Origin of the sequence: Bradyrhizobium sp. NBAIM08, from assembly GCF_020193935.1 — a bacterium.
GTDB classification, from domain to species: domain Bacteria; phylum Pseudomonadota; class Alphaproteobacteria; order Rhizobiales; family Xanthobacteraceae; genus Bradyrhizobium; species Bradyrhizobium yuanmingense.
In genome coordinates this window covers 26,324-51,595 of record NZ_JADYVR010000012.1, presented here as the reverse complement: position 1 = coordinate 51,595, position 25,272 = coordinate 26,324, and the positions used below count along the sequence as shown (strand labels likewise).

19 protein-coding genes and 1 pseudogene are annotated in these 25,272 nt (G+C 64.5%); 14 read left to right on the top strand and 6 right to left on the bottom strand.

Annotation, left to right across the window (positions count from 1 at the left end):
* Window positions 1-216 precede the first annotated feature (216 nt).
* Window positions 217-1,143 (bottom strand): response regulator, encoded by a 927-nt coding sequence (locus tag I6F37_RS30855; RefSeq protein WP_225153595.1) that lies wholly within the window; start codon window positions 1,141-1,143, stop codon window positions 217-219.
* Window positions 1,127-4,497 (bottom strand): annotated as a pseudogene (locus I6F37_RS30850) (ATP-binding protein). Before I6F37_RS30850 ends, I6F37_RS30855 begins: the two are co-directional and overlap by 17 nt.
* Before the next feature lie 169 nt (window positions 4,498-4,666).
* On the opposite strand from I6F37_RS30850, the gene urtA reads away from it, so the two are divergent.
* The 8 genes from urtA (at window position 4,667) to I6F37_RS30810 (ending at window position 12,498) form a co-directional block, all read left to right on the top strand.
* Complete coding sequence (urtA, locus tag I6F37_RS30845; RefSeq protein WP_225153593.1) at window positions 4,667-5,926, top strand: urea ABC transporter substrate-binding protein; 1,260 nt, start codon at window positions 4,667-4,669, stop codon at window positions 5,924-5,926.
* A 143-nt stretch (window positions 5,927-6,069) separates the two neighbouring features.
* Window positions 6,070-6,996, top strand: a complete 927-nt coding sequence (gene urtB / locus I6F37_RS30840) for an urea ABC transporter permease subunit UrtB (RefSeq protein ID WP_057025951.1) — start codon at window positions 6,070-6,072, stop codon at window positions 6,994-6,996.
* A gap of 17 nt (window positions 6,997-7,013) precedes the next feature.
* Window positions 7,014-8,156 (top strand): urea ABC transporter permease subunit UrtC, encoded by a 1,143-nt coding sequence (gene urtC, locus I6F37_RS30835; protein WP_036023911.1) that lies wholly within the window; start codon window positions 7,014-7,016, stop codon window positions 8,154-8,156.
* Window positions 8,157-8,166: 10 nt separating this feature from the next.
* Window positions 8,167-8,922 carry an urea ABC transporter ATP-binding protein UrtD gene (gene urtD, locus I6F37_RS30830; protein WP_036023985.1) on the top strand — a complete coding sequence of 252 codons (756 nt, stop codon included), beginning with the start codon at window positions 8,167-8,169 and terminating at the stop codon, window positions 8,920-8,922.
* Window positions 8,923-8,990: 68 nt separating this feature from the next.
* The gene (urtE, locus tag I6F37_RS30825) at window positions 8,991-9,680 is read left to right on the top strand and encodes an urea ABC transporter ATP-binding subunit UrtE (protein WP_036002119.1); all 690 of its coding nucleotides are present in this window, start codon (window positions 8,991-8,993) and stop codon (window positions 9,678-9,680) included.
* 27 nt (window positions 9,681-9,707) lie between these two features.
* Window positions 9,708-10,937: a formamidase gene (gene fmdA, locus I6F37_RS30820; RefSeq protein ID WP_225153591.1), complete on the top strand. Its 1,230-nt coding sequence runs from the start codon at window positions 9,708-9,710 to the stop codon at window positions 10,935-10,937.
* 108 nt (window positions 10,938-11,045) lie between these two features.
* Window positions 11,046-11,423 (top strand): zinc ribbon domain-containing protein, encoded by a 378-nt coding sequence (locus tag I6F37_RS30815; protein WP_225153589.1) that lies wholly within the window; start codon window positions 11,046-11,048, stop codon window positions 11,421-11,423.
* A 34-nt stretch (window positions 11,424-11,457) separates the two neighbouring features.
* A complete protein-coding gene (locus tag I6F37_RS30810; RefSeq protein WP_057025957.1) occupies window positions 11,458-12,498 on the top strand; it encodes an aliphatic amidase in 1,041 nt (346 codons plus the stop codon).
* 46 nt (window positions 12,499-12,544) lie between these two features.
* Here the strand turns inward: I6F37_RS30810 and I6F37_RS30805 are convergent, their stop codons facing one another.
* From I6F37_RS30805 to I6F37_RS30790, 4 genes are all read right to left on the bottom strand, one after another.
* Window positions 12,545-13,366, bottom strand: a complete 822-nt coding sequence (locus I6F37_RS30805; RefSeq protein ID WP_225153587.1) for an MlaD family protein — start codon at window positions 13,364-13,366, stop codon at window positions 12,545-12,547.
* Window positions 13,367-13,524: 158 nt separating this feature from the next.
* Window positions 13,525-15,741, bottom strand: coding sequence for an acetate--CoA ligase family protein (locus I6F37_RS30800; protein WP_225153586.1), 2,217 nt, complete (start codon window positions 15,739-15,741; stop codon window positions 13,525-13,527).
* A 134-nt stretch (window positions 15,742-15,875) separates the two neighbouring features.
* Window positions 15,876-16,445 (bottom strand): class GN sortase, encoded by a 570-nt coding sequence (locus I6F37_RS30795; RefSeq protein WP_225153584.1) that lies wholly within the window; start codon window positions 16,443-16,445, stop codon window positions 15,876-15,878.
* A gap of 215 nt (window positions 16,446-16,660) precedes the next feature.
* Window positions 16,661-18,925, bottom strand: a complete 2,265-nt coding sequence (locus I6F37_RS30790) for a marine proteobacterial sortase target protein (protein WP_225153582.1) — start codon at window positions 18,923-18,925, stop codon at window positions 16,661-16,663.
* A gap of 186 nt (window positions 18,926-19,111) precedes the next feature.
* Between I6F37_RS30790 and I6F37_RS30785 the strand changes: the two genes are divergently transcribed.
* From I6F37_RS30785 to I6F37_RS30760, 6 genes are all read left to right on the top strand, one after another.
* Complete coding sequence (locus I6F37_RS30785) at window positions 19,112-19,882, top strand: helix-turn-helix transcriptional regulator (RefSeq protein WP_225153580.1); 771 nt, start codon at window positions 19,112-19,114, stop codon at window positions 19,880-19,882.
* A 130-nt stretch (window positions 19,883-20,012) separates the two neighbouring features.
* Window positions 20,013-21,149, top strand: coding sequence for an acyl-CoA dehydrogenase family protein (locus I6F37_RS30780; protein WP_225153686.1), 1,137 nt, complete (start codon window positions 20,013-20,015; stop codon window positions 21,147-21,149).
* A gap of 132 nt (window positions 21,150-21,281) precedes the next feature.
* Window positions 21,282-22,445, top strand: coding sequence for an acyl-CoA dehydrogenase family protein (locus I6F37_RS30775; RefSeq protein WP_225153578.1), 1,164 nt, complete (start codon window positions 21,282-21,284; stop codon window positions 22,443-22,445).
* On the top strand, window positions 22,445-23,101 hold the full coding sequence (locus I6F37_RS30770) for a glutathione S-transferase family protein (protein WP_225141236.1): 657 nt from the start codon (window positions 22,445-22,447) through the stop codon (window positions 23,099-23,101). Before I6F37_RS30775 ends, I6F37_RS30770 begins: the two co-directional genes overlap by 1 nt.
* A 185-nt stretch (window positions 23,102-23,286) precedes the next feature.
* On the top strand, window positions 23,287-24,087 hold the full coding sequence (locus I6F37_RS30765; protein ID WP_036002084.1) for an AraC family transcriptional regulator: 801 nt from the start codon (window positions 23,287-23,289) through the stop codon (window positions 24,085-24,087).
* 209 nt (window positions 24,088-24,296) lie between these two features.
* Window positions 24,297-25,163: a 3-keto-5-aminohexanoate cleavage protein gene (locus I6F37_RS30760; RefSeq protein WP_225153576.1), complete on the top strand. Its 867-nt coding sequence runs from the start codon at window positions 24,297-24,299 to the stop codon at window positions 25,161-25,163.
* Window positions 25,164-25,272: the final 109 nt, after the last annotated feature.

Here is a 25,272-nt window from a genome sequence, read left to right as displayed (position 1 = left end):
GGCGAGGTTAGCGATCGCCACTGTCGTCCCGGGGCGCGAAGCGAGCCCGGGACCCATACTCCCAGGCGGTGGTTATAGAGCGAGCTGGTCACTCCGAGCCTTCGCCAAACTACTCCCTGGGGTTATGGGTCCCGGATCGGCGCTCCGCTTCGCTGCGCTTGTCCGGGACGACACCATTTGCTCGGTTGGCAGCGCCTCAACTCATCTACACCACGCTCAAGAATTCCGCCGCGTCGCATTCGCGGCGATCGCGGCCGCGGCGGTCCGGTTCTCGACGCCGAGCTTGGCGTAGATCTGCTCCAGGTGCTTGTCGACGGTGCGCGGGCTGAGGCCCAGAATTTGTGCGATGTCGCGGTTGGTCTTGCCCTTGCTGAGCCAGGCCAGCACCTCGCCTTCGCGCGTGGTGAGGCCGAGCTCGCTGGTGAATTCGGGCGGCAGCGCGGTGCCGGCTTCCTTGGACAGCCGCAGCAGGAATTCGTTCGGCGCGGTCTCGCCCATGTAATAGAAGCGGAGCTGCGGACTATCGGGCAGCGACGCGGCCTGGGATTTCGAGCCGCTCTTGGCCTTCGCCTGCTCGAGCCATTGCAGCAGCGTCGGCGGCAGCACGAAGTCGTCGGCCTGCGCGCCGTGATGATCGGATAGCAGCTTCTGCGCCTGCGGCGTCGCCCACAGCACGCTGCCCTGGCGATTGACCGCGAACAGGAAACGGCCGGAGACGTCGAGCGCGGCGCGCGCGCTCTGGGTCAGCCGGGCATTGCCGAGATGGACCCGGATGCGCGCGAGCATCTCCTCGATCACGATCGGCTTGGTCACGTAGTCGACGCCGCCGGCCTCCAATCCACGCACGATGTGCTCGGTTTCGGCCAGACCCGTCATGAAGATGACTGGGACATTGGCGAGACCCGCATCGCGCTTGAGCCGGCGGCAGGTCTCGAAGCCATCGATGCCGGGCATCACGGCATCGAGCAGGATGATGTCGGGCGTGATCTGGTCGATGATGCGCATCGCCGCGGCGCCGTCGAGCGCCACCATCACCGTCATGCCGGCGCTGTCGAGCGCGTCGGTGAGCAGCCGGAGCGTCTCCGGGGAATCGTCGACGACGAGCGCGACGTCGCGCTTCTTCGATTCAATGCTCATAAGCATGCAACGTCTTCAATGTGTCCATGTACTGGTCGAGATCGAAGCGATCGACCAGCGACCGCATCTGCGCGACGAAGTCGGCATGCTCGGGGTGCTCGCTGCCGATCTCGTCCAGCTTCAACTGGATGCCCTTGACGTAGCCGATCTGGCCGAGCCCGATCAGCGCCTCGATGTGCCGCAGCGGCGGCTTCGATCCGGTCTCCGGATGCCAGAACGGCACCGCGACCTCATGCGAGCCGTATTGCCATTCGATCTTGAGAAGCTGGCGAATCGTCGCCAGCAGCCGCGGGATGTCGATCGGCTTCATCAGGTAGCCGTCGTGGAAGGGCTGCGCCAGCGGCGTGCCATGAGCCTCGAGCGCGCTTGCCGACACCATCAGGATGCGGGCCTGATGATGGCCGCTGGCGCGCAAGGCCTCGGCGACCGCCCAGCCGTCCATGGCAGGCATCGAGATGTCGAGCAGGAACAGATCGGGCCGGCAATGCTGCGCCAATGCGAGGCAGCCGGCGCCGTCGGGTGCGCTGAGCAGGATGAAGCCGAGCGGCGTCAGCACCTCGCGCAGGAGGTCGCGATGCACGGGATCGTCGTCGGTGACGAGGATGGTCTTGCGCGGGCCGTGATAGCCTGAGACCGGCGCCTCCACCGGCGCGATCCGCTGGGGATTGGCGACCTCCGAGAGCAGGATCTTGACCCTGAAGGTCGAGCCGGTGCCGACCGTGCTCGTGACCTTGATGTCCCCGCCCATCACGCCGGCGAGCAGGCGGCTGATGGTGAGCCCGAGGCCGGTGCCGGTCTGCGGCTGCGACGCGCCGAGCGCACCCCGCTCGAATGGTGCGAAGATACGTTCGAGGTCGCCGCCCTGGATGCCCGGGCCGGTGTCGATCACCTCGAACTCGGCGACCGGGCTGCGGTAGTGCACCACGAACTGCACGCTGCCGGACTGGGTGAACTTGATGGCGTTCGAGAGCAGGTTGATCAGCACCTGACGCAGCCGCTTCTCGTCGGCATAGACCACCCGCGGCAGCGTCGGCGGCCGCCTGAACACGAAGTCGATGCCCTTGGCGGCGGCCTGGAGGCGGAACATGCCGACGAGCTGGTCGAGGAATTCGCTCAAGCGCACCTCGTCGCGCGACAGATACAGCCGCCCCGCCTCGATCTTGGAGATGTCCAGGATGCCGTCGATCAGGCCGGAGAGATGGTCGGCGCTGCGGCGGACGACGCGGACTTGGTCGCGCGGCTTGGCACCAAGGCTCGTATCCTGCTCGAGCAGTTGCGCATAGCCGCTGATCGCATTGAGCGGCGAGCGCAGCTCGTGGCTCAGCCCGACCACATAGCGGCTCTTGGCGAGGTTGGCGGATTCGGCGACCTCCTTGGCACGCTGGAGCTCGGCATCGGTGCGCTTGTGCGCGTCGATCTCCTGGATCAGCAGCGCGGTCTGCCGCCGCGTCTCGGCCTCGGCGGCGCGGCGGCTCTGCTGCGCCAGCACGAACAGCCACGCCACCACGCCGATGATGATGCTGAGCGAGAAGAACACCTTCCACAGCACGTCGGACACGAGCTCGTTGTCGCCGTGCACATTCGCCGACGTCTGTAGATAGATCAGTCCCAGCACCAGGGCGATCAGGCCGGCGGAGACCACGAACACGCCGATATAGTGGCCGACTTGCGAGTTGATCCGGGCGTAGATCGGCTGCGGCATCAGCCGGCCCAGCGTCTCCGACACCTGCGCCTGGAATCTCGCATGCGGCTTGCAGAGATCGTGGCAGCGCGCGTCCAGCGAACAGCACAGCGAGCAGATCGGGCCGGCGTAAGCGGGGCAGGAGGCCATGTCTTCCGGCTCGAACGCGTGCTCACAGATACAGCACTGGATCGCCTCGATGTTCTGCCAGCTCCGCTTCGGCTTGCGCGCGATGTAGTATTTGCCGCCCGTGGCCCAGGCGATCAACGGCGCCGTGAGGAAGGCCGCGGCGAGCGCGATGAAGGCCGACAGCGCCTTCGCGGTCGGCCCGAACAGGCCGTAGAAGGCGCTGATCGAGACGATGGTCGCGATCGTCATCGCTCCCACGCCGACCGGATTGACGTCGTAGAGATGCGCGCGCTTGAACTCGATCTGCTGCGGCCGCAGTCCGAGCGGCTTGTTGATGACGAGGTCGGCGACCAGCGCGCCGACCCAGGCGATCGCGACGTTCGAATAGAGCGCCAGCGTCTGCTCCAGGGCCTTGTAGACGCCGATCTCCATCAGCAGCAGGGCCACGACGACGTTGAAGACCAGCCAGACCACGCGCCCGGGATGGCTGTGGGTCAAGCGCGAGAAGAAGTTCGACCAGGCGATCGAGCCGGCATAGGCGTTGGTGACGTTGATCTTGACCTGCGACAGGATCACGAAAGTGCCGGTCAAGGCCAAAGCGAGGTCAGGCTGCGACAGCACGTAGCGGAAGGCTTCGAGATACATGTGTGCCGGCTCGGCGGCTTCTTCGGGCGGCACGCCGTGGCTGAGCGCGAAGAAGGCGAGGAACGAGCCGGCCAGCAGCTTCAGCGCGCCCAGCACGATCCAGCCCGGCCCCGCGCTCATCAGCGCCATCCACCAGGAGGCCCTGGAGGCGCGGCGGTCGCGCGGCAGGAACCGCAGGAAGTCGACCTGCTCGCCGATCTGCGCCACCAGCGAGAACACGACCGAGGCCGCAACGCCGAACAGCAGGAGATCGAAATGCCCGTTGAGGTCGCCGTGCTCGCCGGAGAACTTGTGCCACTCCGCAAAGGAGCGCGGGTTGTGCCAGGCGATCGCGGCAAACGGAATGATGTGAAGGATCACCCACAGCGGCTGCGTCCACAATTGGAAGCGGCTGATCGCGTGATGCCGTAGGCCACCAGCGGGATGATGACGACGGCGCTGATGAGATAGCCCACCGGCCGCGGAATCCCGAAGCACATCTCGAGCGCTGAGGCGAGGATCACGGCCTCGATCGCGAAGAAGATGAAGGTGAAGGAGGCGTAGATCAGCGAGGTGACGGTCGAGCCGATGTAACCGAAGCCGGCCCCCCGCGTCAGCAGGTCGATGTCGATGCCGCATTTGGCGGCATAATACGCAATAGGCACCCCGCAGCCGAAGATGATGATGGAAACCACGACGATGGCGGCAGTCGCGTTGGTGACGCCATAGTTCAGCGTGATGGTCCCGCCGATCGCCTCCATCGCCAGGAACGAGATCGCGCCCAGTGCCGTGTTGGCGACGCGGGCGGCGGACCAGCGCCGCGCGCTCTTGGCGGTGAAGCGCAGGGCGTAATCTTCCAGCGTCTGGTTGGCGACCCATTGATTGTACTGGCGCCTGACGCGGTCTATTCGCTGCCGCCCTGCCACTTAACCCCACTCCCGATACGGACCCGGACCCCTCGCAAATTCCGTACCAGAAGCCTACGTCGGCATTTTGCGGTGCAGTATACGCGATCTTGCGTATGCGTGGGCTGCATAAATTCGAGCCATCCTCACGGGCACCAATCGCGTGTTCTCGAACAAAAGTGGGGTGCTCATGTCAGACGAAGCAAACAAGGGCCTGTTGTCGCCGCTGCGGCGCAAATTATTGATGGGAATGGCCGCGGTCCCGGCCATCACCATGCTGCCGCGCGGGTCATTTGCGCAGGCGCCGGCGACCTCGGCGGTCAACACCACGGGTCTGGCCGTCACCGACACCGAGGTCACGGTCGGCATCCTGCATTCGGCGACCGGCACCATGGCGATCTCCGAGACCGGCTCGATCCAGGCCGAAAAGCTTGCGATCGAGCAGATCAACGCGGCCGGCGGCGTGCTCGGCCGCAAGATCAAATTCATCCAGGAGGACGGCGCATCGGACTGGCCGACCTTCGCCGAGAAGGCGAAGAAGCTCCTCGTCAACGACAAGGTCGCGGCGATCATGGGCTGCTGGACCTCGGCCTCGCGCAAGGCGGTGCTGCCGGTCGTCGAGCAATATAACGGCATGCTCTACTACCCGACCTTCTACGAAGGCCTCGAGCAGTCCAAGAACGTCATCTATACCGGCCAGGAAGCGACCCAGCAGATTCTCGCCGGCCTGAACTGGATCGCCAAGGAGAAGGGCGCCAAGTCCTTCTTCTTCATCGGCTCGGATTACATCTGGCCGCGCACCTCCAACAAGATCGCGCGCAAGCACGTCGAAAACGTGCTCAAGGGCAAGGTCGTCGGCGAGGAATATTATGCGCTCGGCTCGACGCAGTTCAACTCTGTCATCAACAAGATCAAGCTGACCAAGCCGGACGTGATCTTCACCGACGTCGTCGGCGGCTCCAACGTCGCCTTCTACAAGCAGCTCAAGGCGGCCGGCATCGATCTCTCCAAGCAGGCACTGCTGACGATCTCGGTGACCGAGGACGAGATCGACGGTATCGGCGGCGAGAACATCGCGGGCGCCTATGCCTGCATGAAGTACTTCCAGTCGCTCGACAATGCGAACAACAAGGCTTTCGTCTCGGCGTTCAAGAAGATGTGGGGCGAGAAGACCGTGATCGGAGACGTCACCCAGGCTGCCTATCTCGGCCCGTGGCTGTGGAAGCTGACGGTCGAAAAGGCCGGCTCTTTCGACGTCGACAAGATCGCCACGGCTTCGACCGACGTCGAGTTCAAGGGCGCGCCGGAGGGCTATGTGCGCATCCATGAGAACCATCACCTCTGGTCGAAGACCCGGGTGGGGCGCGCCAAGCTCGATGGCCAGTTCGAGCTGATCTACGAGACCGCCGATCTCGTCGAGCCGGATCCGTTCCCGAAGGGTTACCAGTAAGAAGCGTTACCGGTAAGTCGCGGCGCCCGTCGCACCCCCTCAAGGCAAAACCGCTCCCTGGCGTGGATCGCAAGTCCATGCCTCAAGCCCCCGCGTCGCGAACCTGCTCGCGACGCGGGACCCTTTCCCGACGGAGGACATGGATGTTCGGCGACTATTCGATTGGCGACCTCGGCTCGATCTTCGTCATGCAGGGGTTTGCCGGACTGATCCTGTTCTCCGTCTATGTCCTGATGGCGCTCGGCCTTGCGATCATCTTTGGCCAGATGGGCGTCATCAACATGGCCCATGGCGAGTTCATGATCCTCGGGGCCTACGTCACCTGGATGACCTCCAATCTCTTCCAGGCCTATTTGCCGAGCCTGTTCAGCGGCTACTTCTTCCTCGCGATGATCCTGGCCTTCTTCGCCTCCGGCGCCTTGGGGATGTTGGTGGAGTGGGTGTTGATACGGCACCTCTACAAGCGCCCGCTCGATACGCTGCTCGCCACCTGGGGCCTCAGCCTGATGCTGCAGCAGGCCTATCGCTCGGTGTTCGGCGCGCGCGAGGTCGGAGTCGAGCTGCCGCAATGGATGCTGGGCTCGCTCCGCGTCACCGACAGCATCGAGGTGCCGATCAACGGCGTCTTCGTGATGTGCCTCACCGTGCTGATCACCATCGCCGTCGCCTACGTCCTCTACATGTCGCGCTGGGGCCGCCAGGTCCGCGCGGTCGTGCAGAACCGCATCATGGCCGGCGCGGTTGGCATCAACACCGAGAAGGTCGACCGCTACACCTTCGGCCTTGGCTGCGGCATCGCCGGTGTCGCCGGCAGCGCCTTCACCATGATCGGCTCGACCGGGCCGACGTCGGGCCAGCTCTACATCGTCGACACTTTCCTCGTCGTCGTGTTCGGCGGCGCCGCCAGCCTGCTCGGCACCATCGCCTCGGCCTTCTCGATCTCGCAGACGCAATCGACGCTCGAGTTCTTCATGTCGGGCTCGATGGCCAAGGTGCTCACGCTGCTCGCCGTCGTCGGCATCCTGATGCTGCGGCCGCAGGGTCTGTTCGCCCTCAAGGTCCGCAAATAACGAGAAGCAGGCAAGTCATGATCATCAATTCACGCTTCTTCAACCGATCCGAACTGATGGGCTTCATTGCGCTCGCCGCCGTGCTGTTCGTGATCCTGCCGCTGACGCTGGACGTGTTCCGCCTCAACCTGGTCGCGAAATATCTGACCTACGCCTTCGTCGCGATCGGCCTCGTGCTGTGCTGGGGCTACGGCGGCATCTTGAGCCTGGGGCAGGGCGTGTTCTTCGGCCTCGGCGGCTATTGCATGGCGATGTTCCTCAAGCTCGAGGCCTCAAGCGTCGAGAACACCAAGATCCAGTCGACGCCCGGCATCCCCGATTTCATGGACTGGAATCAGATCACGGCGCTGCCGTTCTTCTGGCAGCCGTTTCACAGCCTCACCTTCACCATCCTCGCCATCATCATGGTGCCCGGCCTTTTCGCTCTGATCATCGGCACCGCGATGTTCAAGCGCCGCGTCGGCGGCACCTATTTCGCGATCATCACCCAGGCCGTCGCCGCCATCCTGACCATCCTCATCGTCGGCCAGCAGGGCTATACCGGCGGCATCAACGGCATGACCGATCTGCGCACGCTGAAGGGTTGGGACATCCGGCCCGATCACGCCAAGATCATCCTGTACTTCGTCGAGGTGGTGCTGCTGTTCGCCTGCATCGGCATCGCGCAGTTCATCCGCCTGACCAAGCTCGGCCGTATCCTGGTGGCGATGCGCGAGCAGGAGGATCGCGTCCGCTTCTCCGGCTACAGCGTCGCCAATTTCAAGATCTTCGCCTTCTGCATGGCTGCGGTCTTCGCCGCGATCGGTGGGGCCATGTTCGCGCTCAACGTCGGCTTCATGTCGCCGTCCTTCGTCGGCATCGTGCCGTCGATCGAGATGGTGATCTACACCGCGGTCGGCGGGCGGATGTCGATCTTCGGCGCGGTCTGGGGCGCCATCCTGGTGAACTTCGCCAAGACCAGCCTGTCGGAATCCTTCCCGCAACTCTGGCTGTTCGGCCTCGGCGCGCTGTTCATCGCGGTCGTGCTTGCTTTCCCGAACGGCTTGTCCGGGCTCTGGGCCGATTACGTGCAGCCGCGCATCGACCGGCTGTTCGCCTCGCACAAGCCGAAGGCCGGCTGGACCGACAATTCCGTTGCCGACGGCGCGCCGGCAGAGTGAGGAGGCGATCATGCTTATTGGACACCAGCCCAAGGACTTCCTGCTCGCGGTCTCCGGCCTCACCGTCTCGTTCGACGGGTTCAAGGCGGTCAACGACCTCTCCTTCTATGTCGAGGAGAACGAGATCCGCGTCATCATCGGCCCCAACGGCGCCGGCAAGACCACGGTGCTCGATTTGATCTGCGGCAAGACCAGGGCGACCTCGGGCTCGATCCAGTTTCGTGGCAAGGAGCTCACGAAGATGAGGGAGAACGAGATCGTGCAGACCGGCGTCGGGCGCAAGTTCCAGACGCCGTCGGTGTTCGAGGATCTGACCGTGTTCGAGAACCTCGAGATCTCGTTTCCGCGCGGCCGCACCGTGTTCGGCTCGCTGACCTTTCAGCGCGATCAGCTGGTGAAGGACCGGGTCGAGGAGGTCGCCGAGATGATCTTCCTCAAGGACAAGCTCAACACCTATGCCGACGAGCTCAGCCACGGCCAGAAGCAGTGGCTCGAGATCGGCATGCTGCTGATCCAGGATCCCGACCTCTTGATGCTCGACGAGCCCGTCGCCGGCATGAGCGTGTCCGAGCGCGCCAAGACCGCCGAGCTGCTCAACCGCATCATCAAGAACCGTTCGGTGCTGGTGATCGAGCACGACATGAAGTTCGTCGAGGACATCGCGCACAAGGTCACCGTGCTGCACCAGGGCCAGATCCTCTCGGAGGGGACGATGGAGAAGGTGAAGAACGATCCCAAGGTCATCGAAGTGTACCTCGGTCACTAGCGCATGATCCCGGAAAGTGGCGTCCGGTTTCCGGACAAGATCATGCGCAAGAAACAAGGAGCAGGCTGATGCTGGCTATTTCCGATCTCCACGTCGCCTACGGCCAGAGCGAGGTGCTGCACGGGCTCAACGTCAAGGTCGCGGCGAACGAGATCGTTGCGATCATGGGCCGCAACGGCATGGGCAAGACCACGCTGATGAAGTCGCTGATGGGCATCCTGCCGGCCAAAAGCGGCTCGGTGAACATGGATGGCGCCGAGCTCGGCAACCTCAAGAGCTTTGAGCGCGTCGCCAAGGGTCTCGCCTATGTGCCGCAGGGCCGCATGATCTTCTCCACCATGACGGTGAAGGAGAACATCGAGACCGGGCTCGTCGTCTCCGGCGGCTCCGAGGTGCCTGACGACATCTACGAACTGTTCCCGGTGCTGCTGGAGATGAAGGGCCGCCGTGGCGGCAATCTCTCCGGCGGACAACAGCAACAATTGGCGATCGCGCGCGCGCTCGCCACCAAGCCGAAGGTGCTGCTGCTGGACGAGCCGACCGAAGGCATCCAGCCCTCGATCATCAAGGAGATGGCGCGCACGTTGAAGCGCATCCGCGACGAGAAGGGGCTGTCGATCGTCGTGTCCGAGCAGGTCCTCAGTTTCGCGCTCGACATCGCCGATCGCGTGCTGGTGATCGAGAACGGCGAGATCGTGCGCGATGATCCGCGCGATGCCGTCGATGCCGCGCAGGTCTCGAAATATCTGTCCGTCTAACCAACCGTGTAAAAGGGGAGCATCTCGATGCCAGAGACACTGATCAAGGTCGATCTCACCAAGTCGGCCTATGAAAACGACATGGTGCACAACCGCTGGCACCCCGACATCCCGATCGTGGCCTGGGTCAATCCCGGCGACGATTTCATCATCGAGACCTATGACTGGACCGGCGGCTTCATCAAGAACAACGATTCCGCCGACGACGTGCGCGACATCGACCTGTCGATCGTGCACTTCCTCTCCGGCCCGATCGGCGTCAAGGGCGCCGAGCCCGGCGACCTTCTCGTCGTCGACCTGCTCGACGTCGGTCCGCTCAAGGAGAGCCTGTGGGGCTTCAACGGCTTCTTCTCCAAGCAGAACGGCGGCGGCTTCCTCACCGACCACTTCCCGCTGGCGCAGAAGTCGATCTGGGACATCAAAGGTCTCTACACCTCGTCGCGTCACGTGCCCGGCGTCAACTTTGCCGGTCTGATCCATCCCGGCCTGATCGGCTGTCTGCCCGATCCGAAGATGCTGGACACCTGGAATAAGCGCGAGGCCGAGCTGATCTCGACCAACCCGACCCGCGTTCCCGGCCTCGCCAATCCGCCATTCGCGGCCACGGCCCATGGCGGCCGCGCCAAGGGCGATGTGAAAGCCAAGATCGGCGCCGAAGGTGCGCGCACCGTGCCGCCGCGGGAGCATGGCGGCAATTGCGACATCAAGGATCTCTCGCGCGGCTCGAAGATCTACTTCCCGGTCTACGTGCCCGGCGCGGGCCTTTCGATGGGCGATTTGCACTTCAGCCAGGGCGACGGCGAGATCACCTTCTGCGGTGCCATCGAGATGGCGGGCTGGCTGCACCTGAAGGTCGAGGTGATCAAGGATGGCATGTCGAAATACGGCATCAAGAATCCGATCTTCAAGCCGTCGCCGATCACGCCGAACTACAAGGACTATCTGATCTTCGAGGGCATCTCGGTGGACGAGGCCGGCAAGCAGCATTATCTCGACGTCCACGTCGCCTATCGCCAGGCCTGCTTGAATGCGATCGAGTATCTCAAGAAGTTCGGCTATTCCGGCGCCCAGGCCTATTCGATCCTCGGCACCGCGCCGTGCCAGGGCCACATCTCCGGCGTGGTCGACGTGCCCAACGCCTGCGCCACGCTATGGCTGCCGACCGAGATATTCGACTTCGACGTGATGCCGTCGGCGGCCGGACCCATCAAGCACATCACCGGCGACATTCAGATGCCGATCTCGCCGGACAAGTGACGCCGCGCTCCCTCTCCCCGTTCTCACGGGGAGAGGGCGGGGTGAGGGGCTGTCCCCGACGCGCGGTGGCAGCGAGTTGTGTGAACAGGCAAGAGCGTAGGTGATGCGATGCCGGTCTACGAATATCTCTGTGACGATTGCGGTCCCTTCAAGGACCTGCGCCCGATGGCGGAATGCGACGATCCGCAGAGCTGCCCACACTGCGAGACGATGGCGCCCCGCGTCATCCTGACGGCGCCGAACTTCTTCTGCATGCCGGCGGAGAAGCGCAAGGCGCACGCCGTCAACGACCGCAGCACGCACGCACCGCAGACGCTGGCGCAATACAAGGCCTCGCACGGCCCGGGCTGCGGCTGCTGCTCCTCGGGCAAGACCGTGAAGGACAAGAGCGCGGCGGACAGGAAAAAGCCGGCGCGGCTGATGACCAAGACCAGGAGCGGCGCCAAGGGCTTTCCGACCGCACGCCCTTGGATGATCAGCCACTAACCCACGCCAGCATCAGACAACAGGAGCGCTCCACATGCTTCACGGTGACATCTCCAGCAGCAACGACACGGTCGGCGTCGCGGTGGTCAATTACAAGATGCCCCGCCTGCACACCAAGGCCGAGGTGCTCGACAACGCCCGCAAGATCGCCGACATGATCGTCGGCATGAAGGTCGGGCTGCCCGGCATGGATCTCGTGATCTTCCCGGAATATTCCACACAAGGCATCATGTACGATGCCAAGGAGATGTACGAGACGGCGTCAATGGTGCCGGGCGAGGAGACCGCGATCTTCGCCGAGGCCTGCCGCAAGGCCAAAGTGTGGGGCGTTTTCTCGCTCACCGGCGAGCGTCACGAGGAGCATCCGCACAAGGCGCCCTACAACACCCTGATCCTCATGAACGACAAGGGCGAGATCGTGCAGAAGTATCGCAAGATCATGCCCTGGGTACCGATCGAAGGCTGGTACCCCGGCAATTGCACCTATGTCTCCGAGGGGCCCAAGGGTCTGAAGGTCAGCCTGATCATCTGCGACGACGGCAATTATCCCGAGATCTGGCGCGACTGCGCCATGAAGGGCGCGGAGCTGATCGTGCGCTGCCAGGGCTACATGTATCCGGCCAAGGAGCAGCAGGTCATGATCTCCAAGGCGATGGCCTGGGCCAACAACGTCTATGTCGCGGTCGCCAATGCCGCCGGCTTCGACGGCGTCTACTCCTATTTCGGCCACTCCGCGATCATCGGTTTCGACGGCCGCACGCTCGGCGAATGCGGCGAGGAGGATTACGGCATCCAGTACGCCCAGCTGTCGAAACACCTGATCCGCGACGCGCGCCGCAACGGCCAGTCGCAGAACCATCTCTACAAGCTGGTTCACCGCGGCTATACCGGCATGATCAATTCCGGCGACAGCCCGCGCGGCGTCGCTGCGTGCCCGTATGATTTCTACAAGAACTGGATCAGGGATCCCGAAGGCACGCGCGACATGGTCGAGGCAATGACCCGCGCGACTCCAGGTACCGAGGAATGTCCGATCGACGGCATCCCGAACGGCGCGGCGGCCAGCAATTACTGAGCTGTTGCGGCCTGCGTCACCCTCCAGGGGAGGGTAAGAAAGAGCTCTACCGCTTCTGCTCGGTGGGCCTGCGCGGGGGCCGCGGCGGCGCCGGCGTGCCGCTCATCTTGTTGGCGGCCTCGCTGACGTCGAGCAGCGAGCGGCGAATGTCGTCGAGATAGGCCGCCGACTTCTTCTTCATGGTGCCGGCAAGCTCGTGCAGTCCCTGGATCTTCTCGAACAGCTCGTCGGCCTTGCCGTCGACGAAGCCCGGCACCGCGCCCTCGATCTTGGCGACCGCCTTGTCGAAGCCCGCAAAGGCGCTGTCGACCTTGGCCATGACCGAATCGATCTCGGCGCCCTTGCTCCTGAGGTCGGCGGTATAGGTCTCGAACGTGTGCAGGCCCTCCTTGATTGCGGGGGCGTTGTTCACGATGGTGCGGTCGACGCTGTGCAGGGTTTCGACGATGGTTTCGGCGTCGCTGAGATCGGCCGTCAGCACCGGGATGCCGTCCGCGTCCAGCGGCACCGGCGGTGCAGAGGGGGCGCCGCCGATGAGTGAGATCGCGGCAATGCCGGTGAGGCCCTGGAACTCGATTCCGGCCACGGTGTCCTTGCGGATCGGCGCGGTGTTGTCGAGCATGACGAGTGCCACGATCCTGCGCGGACTATCCAGCTTGATCGACAGGATCTGGCCGGCGGGCACCCCGTCGAAATTGACCGGCCCGCCGCGGCGCAGTCCGCTGGCGGAGCCGCCCTCGAACACCACGCGCAACTGGCTGCGGCTCTGGATGGTGCGCCATTTCTGCACGCCGAGCAGGCCACCGAACGCCACGGCGATCGCCACCAGCGTTGCCGTTCCGATCACAAGATTGCTCGCGCGTGCCATGCAGGGGCGATTTTACGGCCAAAGCGGGGAAGTTGGAAGGAGCCCGCGATGTTACGTAGGGCGGGTTAGCGAAGCGTAACCCGCCACCATCTCTCGTACGCCTGGGGATGAATTGGTGGATTACGCTGCGCTAATCCACCCTACGGCACGGCGCGACGTCAATGCCCGGCCGCCCGCTTTGCCGCAGCATTGTTCAGCACGATCAGGGCGTCGACGGCCACACCCGTCCTGGTGTTGATCAGGAACGGGTTGATGTCGATCGAGGCGATGCGATCACCCGCATCCGCGATCAGGTTGGACAGCCCGACCAGCGCCTTCACCGCCGAGGCCTCGTGCAAGACCGGCCTGCCGCGATAGCCGCGCATCTTGACGCCGGCCTTGGTGCGGCCGATCAGGAGCCGTGCCTCGGCCTCGTCCAGCGGCGCGCCGGCGAGCGCGACGTCCTTCATCAGTTCGATGTCGATGCCGCCGGTGCCGAACAGCACGACCGGCCCCATCTCCGCATCGAGCGAAGCGCCGACCACCAGCTCGAGCTCGGCCTTGACCTGCTGCGCGATCAGGATGCCGTCGAGCTTCGGCTTGCCCTTGAGCTTCGCCACGCGCGCGGTGATGTCAGCGAACGCCTTCTTTACCTCGGCTGCGCTGTTGAGGTTCAGCACCACGCCGCCGATGTCGGACTTGTGCAGGATCTCCGCACTGACGAGTTTTACCACGACCGGAAAACCGATCTGCTTCGCAATCTTCACGGCGTCCGCCGCAGTCTGCGCGATCGCCTCCTTCGAGATCGGGATCCCGTAGGCCTTGAGCAGCTTCTTCGAGGCGACCTCGTCGAGCGCAGCACCGGTCGCCGATTTCAACGTCTTCTCCAGCACGGCGCGGGCGGCGGGTTTCGAGCTCGAGACGATATCGGGCACCTCCTTGCGCAGCTTCGCATAGGCGAGCAGCGACTTGATCGCGGTCACCGCGCGGTCCATGCCCTGCATGACCGCGAGATGCGGCAGCGACTTCCGCAAGCCCTTGGTGTATTCGGTGAAGCCGATCGACATCGCACTGATGTAGATCACCGGCTTGCCCGCCTGGCTCGCCATCTCGTTGACGATACGCAAATTGCGCTCGCGCAGCTCGTGCGGCGCCTTCGGCAGCTCGGCATCGACGATGACGATGTCGATATCGGGGTCGTCGATCATCAGCTTGATCGATTTCATGTAGACGGAGGGATCGACCACTGCGGCGAAGCCGGCATCGAGCGGATTGCCGACGATCGAGCCGGGGCCGAGCATCTTCGCCAGCTCCGCGCTGACATGCGGGCTCAGCGGCGTGAAATTCAGGCCTGCGGCATAGAATGCGTCGATCAGCATGCCGCGCTTGCCGCCGGACAGCGTCACAGCGGCGAGCCGGTCGCCTTTCGGAACGGCCGCGTGCACGAAGCACTCGGTGGTCTCGATCAGCTCGTCGAGGCCGCCGACCCGGATCACCCCTTCGCGCGTCGCGATCGCGTCGAACGTCTCGATCGAGCCGGCGAGTGCGCCGGTATGCGCCATCGCCGCGGCGCGGCCGCCTTCGGAGGCGCCGAGCTTGAGCGCGATCACGGGCTTGCTCGCCGCGCGCGCCGCCTTGCAGGCATCGCGGAACGCCTTGGTGTTGCGCACGCCTTCGAGGTAGACGACGATCACCTTGATGCTCGGATCCTCGGCGAAGTAGCGCATCAGATCCGGCGTCTCGAGCCCGGCCTCGTTGCCCGTGGTCACCATGTAGCCGACGCCGACACCCCGGTCTTCCAGCGTCTGGCGGATCGCCATGACGATCGCGCCGGATTGGCCGGCGATCGCCACCGCGCCCTGTTCCATGGTGACGATGCGATCGTCGATATTGGTGAAGAGCTTTTCGCCGGCGCTCAAATTGCCGAGGCAGTTCGGGCCGGTGACGGCGAGCCCCGTCTCGCGCACCGCAGCCTGCAATTCGGCAGCGAGCTTCTGGCTTTCGTCATCCTGCAGCTCGCTGAAGCCGGAGGTGACGATAGTGGCCGAACGCGCGCCGGCTGCGGCGGCATCGCGGATCACCTGCACGGCAAAGCGCGCAGGCACCAGCACCAGGACGTGATCGGGCTTCTCCGGAAGACTCGCAAAATCCTTGTAGCAGGGAACGCCCCAGACGGTGTCGCGCTTGGCGTTGACCGGATAGAGCCCGCCTTCGAAACCATATTTGATCAGATTGTTCCAGATGCGCTCGGCATAATTGCCGGGCTTGTCGGTCGCGCCCACCAGCACGATGTTGTGCGGGTGCAGCATGGCATGGATGCCCTTGACGATGTCGCTGGCATCTGGCGGCGGAGACCATGGACGTGATGCGAGCGCAGCAGACACACGGGCTTCCATGGCGTGACCTCACCTGTTGTTCTTATTGATGTCGCGTCACTCTGTTCTATGGCGAGTCCTTTGGCAACTGTGTGGCTGGTATGCCGTGTGGTGGAATGAAGCGCGCATCAGTGCGTGTCAGTCCGATCGGCGATCTATCCGTCGGCGCCAATCAATGTCGCATGCAGGATGTAGCGCTCGGGTCCGGATGTGACGGCATCGAATGGCCAGCAGGTCGCGAGAACAAGCTCGAAACCCTGTGCCATGGGATCGATGCCGGATGCATCGAAGCGAACCACGGCCGAGGAATCCGCGCGATAGCGAAAGTGTCGACCGTCACTGCGCGTGACATCGATGACGTCGCCAATGGCAACATCCTTCAGGAAGCGGAAATGAGTGTCGCGATGGGCGGCATAGACGGCGATCCCGCGTTCGCCCGCATCAGCCGTGTGCTGGATATGACCGGGCCCGAAAGCGAGCGCTTGCCCGCTCGTGCCTTCCAGCACGATGGCGCTGGCGCCGATCCGCTTCACCTCGATCCGCGCGACCGGCCAGGTGTCGGCCCAAGACCAGGGCTTCACCGCCTGTCCCGTGGCAATGCTCCGGTCGAAGGCCCGCTCCAGCAGCATCTGCGCCAGCCACGCCTTGGCGTGGATATAGGCGCCGTCGCCGAACAGGAGGAGGCCGATCAGCGCCAGGATCAGCGGAGAGATGAAGCGGGGCATTGTGTTTCGTCTCCCGTCATTGCGAGCCACCGGGTCCGCGCGAAGCGCGGCCCGATGACAGGCTCCGCGAAGCAATCCAGACTGTCTCCGCGGCGGCAGTCTGGATTGCTTCGTCGCTTCGCTCCTCGCAATGACAGTGAAAAAAGGCGCGCGCGGCCGTTTGGAGGGGACGGGCAGCCGCGCGCGCTAACAGAGGAGTTCGGGGAGCTCCTCTCTCAAGCGGCGTCGGTGAGCAAGGTCCGACGCCGCTTGAACACGAACAGGATCAGGGCGAGCACGATCAGGATAAAACCCGCGATCATCTTCAGCTCGGCCGAGGTCGCGGTCTTGGGCAGGCGGATCGCATCGGGCGTAGCAGGCGTCGGCCGTCGCGTTGCCGGCTGATTGCGCGCATCGGCATGGCGCTCGTGCAGCTGCGTCGGCGTCAGATGCGGCCGCTCGCCAAACACCTTCTCGAAGTCCCAGCCCGCGGGCAGGTTGATCGGCAGTTCGCTGAGCTTGAGTGGCGCGCCCTCGGGCCGGCTCGGCGTCTTGTCGACCGCGACGAGGCTGGTCAGCCGCGTGACGATCTGATGGTCGAGCGCCAGCGCCAGGATCGCCTTGTCAGCTTCCTCCGGCGTCATCTCGCGCAGGGTGCGCGCCACCTCCGCATCGGCGATCTTGCGCCTGGCCCAGAGCTTTGACAGGCCCTTGCCTTCGGCTGCGTTTTGCAGCGGCAGCGTCACCGACCACGGACGGTCGCCGACGCGGCCCTTGATCTCGAGCGAGCCTGCGAGCTTGTCGAGTCTCGCCGCCAGCACCAGGGGCTCGTCGCGATAGACGTCGGGGATGATCGCCGGGGTGACGTCGGCATTGGCCTCGGAAAACCTTGCGGTGAGGCCGGTCACGGCCGGATTCTCCAGCTTGGCGAACAGGCCGCGCATGCGCTCCTCCACCTGCTCGGTGGAGCCGATATGGGTGAAGGCGCCGCGGCCGAGCTCGGCGGCACGGGTCATCAGATAGGTGTTGGGCGCGGACCCGATGCCGACCATGAAGACGCGCGAGCGGCCGCGCATCGTCGTGATCGCATCGAACAATTGCTGCTCGTTGCCGATCGCGCCGTCGGTCAGGAACACGACCTGGCGGACCATGCCGGTGTCGCCGAGCCTGTCGGCCAGTGCCGCGCGCATCGCCGGCACCATCTCGGTGCCGCCGCGCGCCTGCAAGGCGCCGACGAAGGAGGTCGCCTCGCCGACATGCGCAGCATCGGCCGGCACGGAGGCCGGAAACAGCATGTCCATGGTGTCATCGAAGCGGATCACGTTGAAGCGGTCATTCGGCTGCAGGCGGCCGAGAGCGTAGAGCAGGCTTGCCTTGGCCTGCACGATGGACGTGCCGCCCATCGAGCCGGAATTGTCGATCACGAACACGACCTCGCGCGGCAGCGGCTTCTGCGCCGCCTGCTCGGCGCTCGGCGGGGTGACGAAGGCGAGCAAATAATCGGCATCGCCGATGTGCTCGCGGAACAGTCCGACCGACGGCGCTGTCTCGGCAGCCGGCTTCCAGGTCAGCTCGAAATCACGGTCGGCGGGCACGGCACCGTCGGCGAGCGTCACCACGCGCGTCATGTTATCCGGGCTTTCCGTCTTGACGTTGTGATGGTGGCTCCTGACCTCGCCGAGCGCAAAGCCGGCCTGCAGGCGCACAATGATGCTGGTCGGATTGAGCGGCGCATGTTTGGCGGGATCCAGCACAGGGGGCGAGATGCGCTCGCGATCCGGCACCGGGTCCGACGACGTCGCGCCCCAGCCCGAGCCGTCCTTGCGGAAATCGACGCTCTGGATGATCGGTGCGGGATTGTAGCGCGGTCCGACCACGAGCGGCAGGCGCAACGAATATTCGTTGCCGACTTGATGCACCGGCTCCTGGTACTCGATCTGCACCAGCACGGTTTCGCCGGGACCGATATTGGCGACCGAGTTGGTGAAGATGTTCGGCCGCTCCTGCTCGGTGAGCGCGGCCTTCTGGCCGGCGCGGCGCGCCTCCTCGTAGATCACGCGCGCTTGCTGCCGTTCCTTGATGTCGCCGATGATGACGCGGTCGCCGACCACCATCTTCAGTGTGTCGACGGCGCCGCCGGCCGCGAGCGGATAGACGTAGGTGGCCTCGACCCAATCCTTGGTCGGGTTGCGGAATGCTTGCGTGACGCGGGCGCGCAAGGTCGGGCCCGACACGGTGATGTCGATATCGGTCCCGAGGCGAATCGCCTCCGTGGTAGTGCCGTCCTCTTTCAGTAGCAGGCTGCCCGACCGTGCTTCGCCGGGCTGGAGCAGGCTGGCCTGTTCGGTCGTCGCCGACCAGCTCGCCCCGAAACTCACCAGCAGGGCCAGGAAGGCGACCAGCATCACGGCGATGCCCTGCGCCAGAAGGAACAGTCCGACCTTGATGAGGCGGCTCAACAGCGGGTGGTCGTCGCTATCGGCCGTGTCGTAGGCGTTCATTTGGCTTGCTCCGAAGCATGTTTGCTGGTCCTCAGCATCCGCCGGCGGGGCAGGATTTCGCGAGCAGAATGATCGGCAATGTTCCGCCGCGGCCGGCCCAGGCTCGTTTGAGCCGGGGCGGTCATGTGCGGTTTTGTGCTGGTTTGTCCGCCCTGCTAGAGTGACCGGCCTGGAGCGGGGCTGACGATGCAGATGCAGGACAAACTCACGGACAAGCAGCTTTCGGACGAGCAGAGCCGCGAGATCGCCGAGACCATTCGCGAGGAGCTCGCCCGGCGCCGGATGTCCCGGCAGGCGCTGGCCGAGCAAGCCAAGCTCAGCCTGTCGACGCTGGAGAAAGTGCTCGGCGGCCGGCGGCCGTTCACGCTGGCGACGACCGTTCGGCTGGAGCAGGCGCTCGGCGTCTCCTTGCGCAAGAGCGTCATCGTGGCGACGCCGCCGGCCGCAAACGACGTCGCGCCCGACAGCCTCGGCTCTTATGCCCACCGCGCAGTGACCTGGCTCGAGGACGTCTACATCACCCTGCGGCCGTCGTTCGGCGACAAGGATGCGATCTTCGCCTATCGCACTGAGATCGCCTGGGAGCCGAAGCTCTCGTCGCTGGTCTTCCGCGAGGGCGATCGGACCGATGCCGCCTACGAGCATACCGGCGAGGTCGCCGTTCCCCATCAGTCCGGCTTCATCTACCTCGTCATCATCAAGCACGGCCAGCACCGCGTGATCACGGTGTCGCGGCCGACGGTATCAGGCGAGATGTACGGCATCATCTCGACGCTGCGCGCCGGGCCCGGCTCGCAGCTCACGCCGATCGCGGCGCCGATCGCCTATGTGCCGCTCAGGAATATTCCAAAACCCTCCTTGGGCCGGGTTGCGCCCGAGGATCCCAACCACGCCTTGTATCGAAAGCACTTGCGCCGCACGGTGGAAGAGCCGTTCGCGTTGTTTCTGACGCTGTGACAGCAATCCGCTGGGGGTGCGTTGCTGGCTTGCTCGAAGCGTTCGCGCCCGATCAGCCACTCCGCGCAAGTGAACGGCCCAGGTTAGAGCCATGGTGGCTGAGACGAAACCGTTCGAGGCAAGTCTCGCGATGAAGAGCCCGTTCTATACCGCCGAGCACGACGCGTTCCGCGACGTGATGCGGCGCTTCGTCGAGAAGGAGATCGCGCCCTTTGCCCATCAATGGGACGAAGCGGGCGAATTCCCGCGCACGCTCTATCGCAAGGCGGCCGAAATTGGCCTCTTGGGACTTGGATTCCCGGAAAAATATGGCGGCATCGCCGCCGACCAATTCATGAAGATCGTGGCGAGCCAGGAGCTTGCGCGCGCCGGCGCAGGCGGCGTCAGCGCCAGCCTGATGAGCCATACGATCGGCTCTCCCCCGATCGCGCGGGCCGCACGCGCCGAGGTGAAGGCGCGCGTGCTGCCGCAGGTGCTGGCAGGCGAGAAGATCTCCGCACTGGCGATCACCGAGCCGGGCGGCGGCTCGGACGTTGCGAACCTGCGCACCCGGGCGCGTCGCGACGGCGATGACTACGTCGTGAGCGGGGAGAAGACCTTCATCACCTCGGGGATGCGTGCCGATTATCTGACCGTTGCGGTGCGGACCGGCGGCGAGGGCGCCGGCGGCGTCAGCCTGCTCCTGATCGAAGGCGACACGCCCGGCCTGTCCAGGACCAAGCTGAAGAAGATGGGCTGGTGGGCCTCCGACACCGCGACGCTGCATTTCGACGCATGCCGTGTGCCGGCCGAAAATCTGATCGGCGAGGAGGGCCAGGGCTTCAAGATCATCATGCAGAACTTCAACAGCGAGCGCATGGGCATGGCCGCGAGCTGCACCGCCTTCGCGCGGGTCTGTCTCGACGAGGCGATCGCCTATGCCAAAGAGCGCACGACCTTCGGCAAGCCGCTCGCGCAGCACCAGGTCATCCGCCACAAGATCGTCGACATGGCGCAGAAGGTGGCGGCATCGCAAGCCATGCTGGAGATGCTGGCCTGGCGGCTCGAGCAGGGCGAGAGCCCGGTCGCCGAAATCTGCATGATGAAGAACCAGGCGACGCAGACCATGGCGTTCTGCGCCTCGGAGGCCGTGCAGATCTTCGGCGGCGCCGGCTTCATGCGCGGCATCAAGGCCGAGCGCATCTACCGCGAGGTCAAGGTCAACGCCATCGGCGGCGGCACCGAGGAGATCATGAAGGATCTGGCGTCGCGGCAAATGGGGCTTTGAACGCTCTCTCCTCGCGTCATTCCGGGGCGCGAGCGAAGCGGAGCGAGCCCGGAATCCATAACCACAAGCGGAGGTTATGGATTCCGGGCCCGCGCCAAGGGGCGCGTCCCGGAATGACGAGGCTGAGAGAGAATGTTATTCACCGCCGACCACGACGACATCCGCCGCTCGCTACAAAGATTCATCGCCAACGAGATCAATCCGCACGTCGACGCGTGGGAGAAGGCCGACATCTTCCCGGCGCACGAGCTGTTCAAGAAGATGGGCAGCCTCGGCTTCCTCGGCCTGAACAAGCCGGTCGAATTCGGCGGCTCGGGCCTCGACTATTCCTACGCGCTGATGATGGCGGAGGAACTGGGCGCCATCACCTGCGGCGGCGTGCCGATGGCGATCGGAGTGCAGACCGATATGGCGACGCCGGCATTGGCGCGGTTCGGCTCGGATGAGGTGCGGCGCGAATTCCTGGCGCCCTCGATCTCGGGCGATTACGTCGCCTGCATCGGCGTCTCCGAGCCGGGCGCAGGCTCGGACGTCGCCTCGATCAAGACGAGTGCGCGCTCCGACGGCGACGATTACGTCATCAATGGCGGCAAGATGTGGATCACCAACGGCACCCAGGCCGACTGGATCTGCCTGCTCGCAAACACCGGCGACGGCCCCGTTCACCGCAACAAGTCACTGATCTGCGTGCCTATGAAGAGCAAGGGCGTCACCGTCGCGCGCAAACTCGACAAGATGGGGATGCGCTCGTCCGACACCGCGCAGATCTTCTTCGACAATGTCCGCGTGCCCAAGCGCAACCGGATCGGCGAGGAGGGCCAGGGTTTTACCTACCAGATGATCCAGTTCCAGGAGGAGCGCTTGTGGGGCGCGGCCGCCTGTCTGAAGGCGCACGAATACATCATCGACCAGACCATCGAATACACCCGCAACCGCAAAGCCTTCGGGAAGTCCATCCTCGACAACCAGGTCGTGCACTTCAAGCTCGCGGAGATGCAGACCGAGGTCGAGCTCCTGCGCGCGCTGATCTATCGCGCCGGCGAGCAGCTGGTCGCCGGCGAGGATGTGACGCGGCTTGCGACCATGGCCAAGCTGAAGGCCGGCCGGCTCGGCCGCGAGCTCACCGACGCCTGCTTGCAATACTGGGGCGGAATGGGCTTTACCAACGAGACACCGGTCAGCCGCGCCTATCGCGACAGCCGTCTGACCTCGATCGGCGGCGGCGCCGACGAGGTCATGCTGATGGTCCTGTGCAAGATGATGGGGACGCTGCCGGGCAGCAAAGGAAACGCCTGATGATCACGCTGTATCATTGCGACGCCGCACGCTCGTTCCGTCCGCTCTGGATGCTGGAGGAGATGGGGCTGCCCTATGAATTGAAGATGCTGCCGTTCCCGCCGCGCGTCTTCGCCAAGGACTATCTCGCGCTCAATCCGCTCGGCACCATTCCCTTCATGATCGACGGCGAGACCAGGATGACGGAATCCTCCGGCATCTGCCATTACCTCGGCATCACATACGGCCCGACGCCGTTGATGGTCGGTCCTGAGGATCCCGCCTACGGCGCGTTCCTGAACTGGATGTATTTCAGCGATGCCACGTTAACCTTCCCGCAGACGCTGGTGCTGAGATACACCCAGCTCGAGCCGGAGGAGCGCCGCAACCCGCAGGTCGCCACCGATTACGCGAAATGGTTTCTGGGCAGACTGCGCGCCGTTGAGGCAGCGACGGCGAATGCCGAAACATTGTGCGCGGGCCGCTTCACCGCCGCCGACATCGTCATCGGTTACGCGCTTCGGCTCGCGAGCAATATCGGGCTTGCCAAGGATTTTGGCCCTAACGTCGCAGCCTATTGGTCGCGTCTGCAGCAGCGCGACGGCTATAAGCGCGCGGTTGCTGCGGAGCAAAAGGCCGGGCAAGAGCAGGATGTTGCGCCGAGGGTGAGGGCGTAAGGAAGGCTGTCATTCCGGGGCGCGGAAGCGCGATCCCGGAACCTCGCGATTTCCCGGCTCGCGCTATTGCGCGTCCACGACGTGCTATGTCTTTTGACAGCGCTATCCTATCGTGACAGCGCCCGAATTTCCGCTAAGGTGACCTCCGTCCGCAGCGGCCAGAGAGCCGCGCGAGGAGGAACCCAATGGAATATAACGGTCGCGAATCCGACCATCTGATGCTGATCACGCCGGAGCGGGTGTTTTATGCGGGCCTGCTTGGTCGTCCGCGCAAACGGACACCCGGCTGCTGCCATGTCTATGTCGCGGTGAAGGGCAATCTGCACCTGACCATCGACGACGTTCTCGCCACCGGCGAGCTGTTCGTCACCCTGCCGAACCAGCGGCACTCCATCGCCAGCGACTATCGCACCGTCATCAGCGTGACGCTGGAGCCGGAGAGCATGCCGGATGGCGTGATCGAAGCCTTGGCCGCACGTCTGACCGGACCCGACCAGGCCGCCTATGTCCGCAAGATCCTCGCCGCCTACGCACTTTTGCGTCAGCGCCGCTATGGCGACATCACCACCGCCGAGTTCGACGAGATGTGCTTTGGCGAGGCGCTGCCGCGCCGCGTGCTGGATCCGCGCGTGATGCGTGCGGTGGCCCGCATCGAGCGCTTCTCCGGCGAGCCGGTGACGGCGGATACCTGCGCCGCTGAAGCCGGCCTCTCGGCCTCGCGCTTCCTGCACCTGTTCAAGGAGGAGACCGGCATCTCGTTCCGCTCCTTCCGCGCCTGGAAGCGCGCGCGGTATCTGCTGCACTTCGCCAACCAGGACCTCAACCTCGCCCATCTGGCGCAGGACATCGGCTATCCCGATTCCACGCATTTCAGCCACTCGATCCGCCGCTTCTACGGATTGAAGCCGCGGGCGATCTTCGTCGGCTCGCGCGATCTTGCGATCTACCGCAGCACCGAGACCGTGCGGATGGCGGAGGCTTCATAGGGTGGGTTAGCCGATCAGATGCGCGAAGCGCAGCTGCTCGGCGTAACCCACCTCGTCAATTTCACGGAGGCCGACAGTGGTGGGTTACGCCTTCGGCTAACCCACCCTACGAATTCGTCGTTTTTCCCAGCTTCTCCGCGCAAGAAGCCGCATGTCGCGCGTCACATGATCGCAAGCGTTGAATTCTCAACGTGCGAGACAGTGAACGCATGAGCGACAAGGCCGTCATCACCTGCGCGCTGAACGGCGTGCTCACCGACCCCAAGCAGCACAACGTGCCCGTGACGCCCGAGCAGATGGCGCGCGAGGCCAGGGCTGCGTTCGAGGCCGGCGCGTCCATCATGCACATCCATCTGCGCCAGCAGGCGCCGGGCAAGGGACATCTGCCGTCCTGGGAGGTCGCGGTCAGCAAGGAGATCCAGCAGGCGATCCGCGAAGCCTGCCCGGGCGCGATCATCAACCACACCTCGGGCGTGTCGGGGCCGAACTACTCAGGCGCGCTCGACTGCATCCGCGAGACGAAGCCCGAGATTGCCGCCTGCAACGCAGGCTCGCTGAACTACCTGAAGGTGAAGGCCGACAACAGCTGGGCCTGGCCGCCGATGATGTTCGACAATTCGGTCGAGAAGGTGAAGGACTATCTCGACGTCATGAACGCGGTCGGCACCATCCCCGAGTTCGAGTGCTTCGACGTCGGTATCGTCCGCTGCGTCGGCATGTACCACCAGGTCGGCATGTACAACGGCCCGCTCGAGTACAATTTCGTGATGGGCGTCGCCTCCGGCATGCCGGCCGATCCTGAATTGCTGCCGATCCTCTTGAAGCTGAAGCGCCCCGAGGCGCATTGGCAGGTCACCGCCATCGGCCGCGAGGAGATCTGGCCGCTGCACCAGCGCTGCGCCGAGCTCGGCGGTCATCTGCGCACCGGCCTCGAGGACACCTTCTATCTCGCCGACGGCAAGAAAGTGACGTCGAACGGCCAGCTGATCGAAGCCGTCGCCGCCTGCGCAAGGCGCGCCGGCCGCGAGATCGCGAGCCCCGCCGAGGCGCGGAAGATCTTTGGGACGAACAGGTAAGGTATCGCCCCGTCATTGCGAGCGAAGCGAAGCAATCCAGAATCTTTCCGCGGATGCAGTCTGGATTGCTTCGTCGCTTCGCTCCTCGCAATGACGAGCAGGATCAAGT

Excerpts from the sequence above, each read along its gene's own strand:
- I6F37_RS30785 (WP_225153580.1), top strand. The coding sequence starts at position 19,112 with ATGCAGATGCAGGACAAACTCACGGACAAGCAGCTTTCGGACGAGCAG.
- I6F37_RS30770 (WP_225141236.1), top strand. The coding sequence starts at position 22,445 with ATGATCACGCTGTATCATTGCGACGCCGCACGCTCGTTCCGTCCGCTC.
- I6F37_RS30810 (WP_057025957.1), top strand. The coding sequence starts at position 11,458 with ATGCTTCACGGTGACATCTCCAGCAGCAACGACACGGTCGGCGTCGCG.
- I6F37_RS30815 (WP_225153589.1), top strand. The coding sequence starts at position 11,046 with ATGCCGGTCTACGAATATCTCTGTGACGATTGCGGTCCCTTCAAGGAC.
- urtB (WP_057025951.1), top strand. The coding sequence starts at position 6,070 with ATGTTCGGCGACTATTCGATTGGCGACCTCGGCTCGATCTTCGTCATG.
- I6F37_RS30795 (WP_225153584.1), bottom strand. The coding sequence starts at position 16,445 with ATGCCCCGCTTCATCTCTCCGCTGATCCTGGCGCTGATCGGCCTCCTC.
- urtA (WP_225153593.1), top strand. The coding sequence starts at position 4,667 with ATGTCAGACGAAGCAAACAAGGGCCTGTTGTCGCCGCTGCGGCGCAAA.
- urtE (WP_036002119.1), top strand. The coding sequence starts at position 8,991 with ATGCTGGCTATTTCCGATCTCCACGTCGCCTACGGCCAGAGCGAGGTG.
- urtD (WP_036023985.1), top strand. The coding sequence starts at position 8,167 with ATGCTTATTGGACACCAGCCCAAGGACTTCCTGCTCGCGGTCTCCGGC.
- I6F37_RS30855 (WP_225153595.1), bottom strand. The coding sequence starts at position 1,143 with ATGCTTATGAGCATTGAATCGAAGAAGCGCGACGTCGCGCTCGTCGTC.
- I6F37_RS30765 (WP_036002084.1), top strand. The coding sequence starts at position 23,287 with ATGGAATATAACGGTCGCGAATCCGACCATCTGATGCTGATCACGCCG.
- fmdA (WP_225153591.1), top strand. The coding sequence starts at position 9,708 with ATGCCAGAGACACTGATCAAGGTCGATCTCACCAAGTCGGCCTATGAA.
- I6F37_RS30775 (WP_225153578.1), top strand. The coding sequence starts at position 21,282 with ATGTTATTCACCGCCGACCACGACGACATCCGCCGCTCGCTACAAAGA.
- I6F37_RS30790 (WP_225153582.1), bottom strand. The coding sequence starts at position 18,925 with ATGAACGCCTACGACACGGCCGATAGCGACGACCACCCGCTGTTGAGC.
- I6F37_RS30780 (WP_225153686.1), top strand. The coding sequence starts at position 20,013 with ATGAAGAGCCCGTTCTATACCGCCGAGCACGACGCGTTCCGCGACGTG.
- urtC (WP_036023911.1), top strand. The coding sequence starts at position 7,014 with ATGATCATCAATTCACGCTTCTTCAACCGATCCGAACTGATGGGCTTC.
- I6F37_RS30760 (WP_225153576.1), top strand. The coding sequence starts at position 24,297 with ATGAGCGACAAGGCCGTCATCACCTGCGCGCTGAACGGCGTGCTCACC.
- I6F37_RS30800 (WP_225153586.1), bottom strand. The coding sequence starts at position 15,741 with ATGGAAGCCCGTGTGTCTGCTGCGCTCGCATCACGTCCATGGTCTCCG.
- I6F37_RS30805 (WP_225153587.1), bottom strand. The coding sequence starts at position 13,366 with ATGGCACGCGCGAGCAATCTTGTGATCGGAACGGCAACGCTGGTGGCG.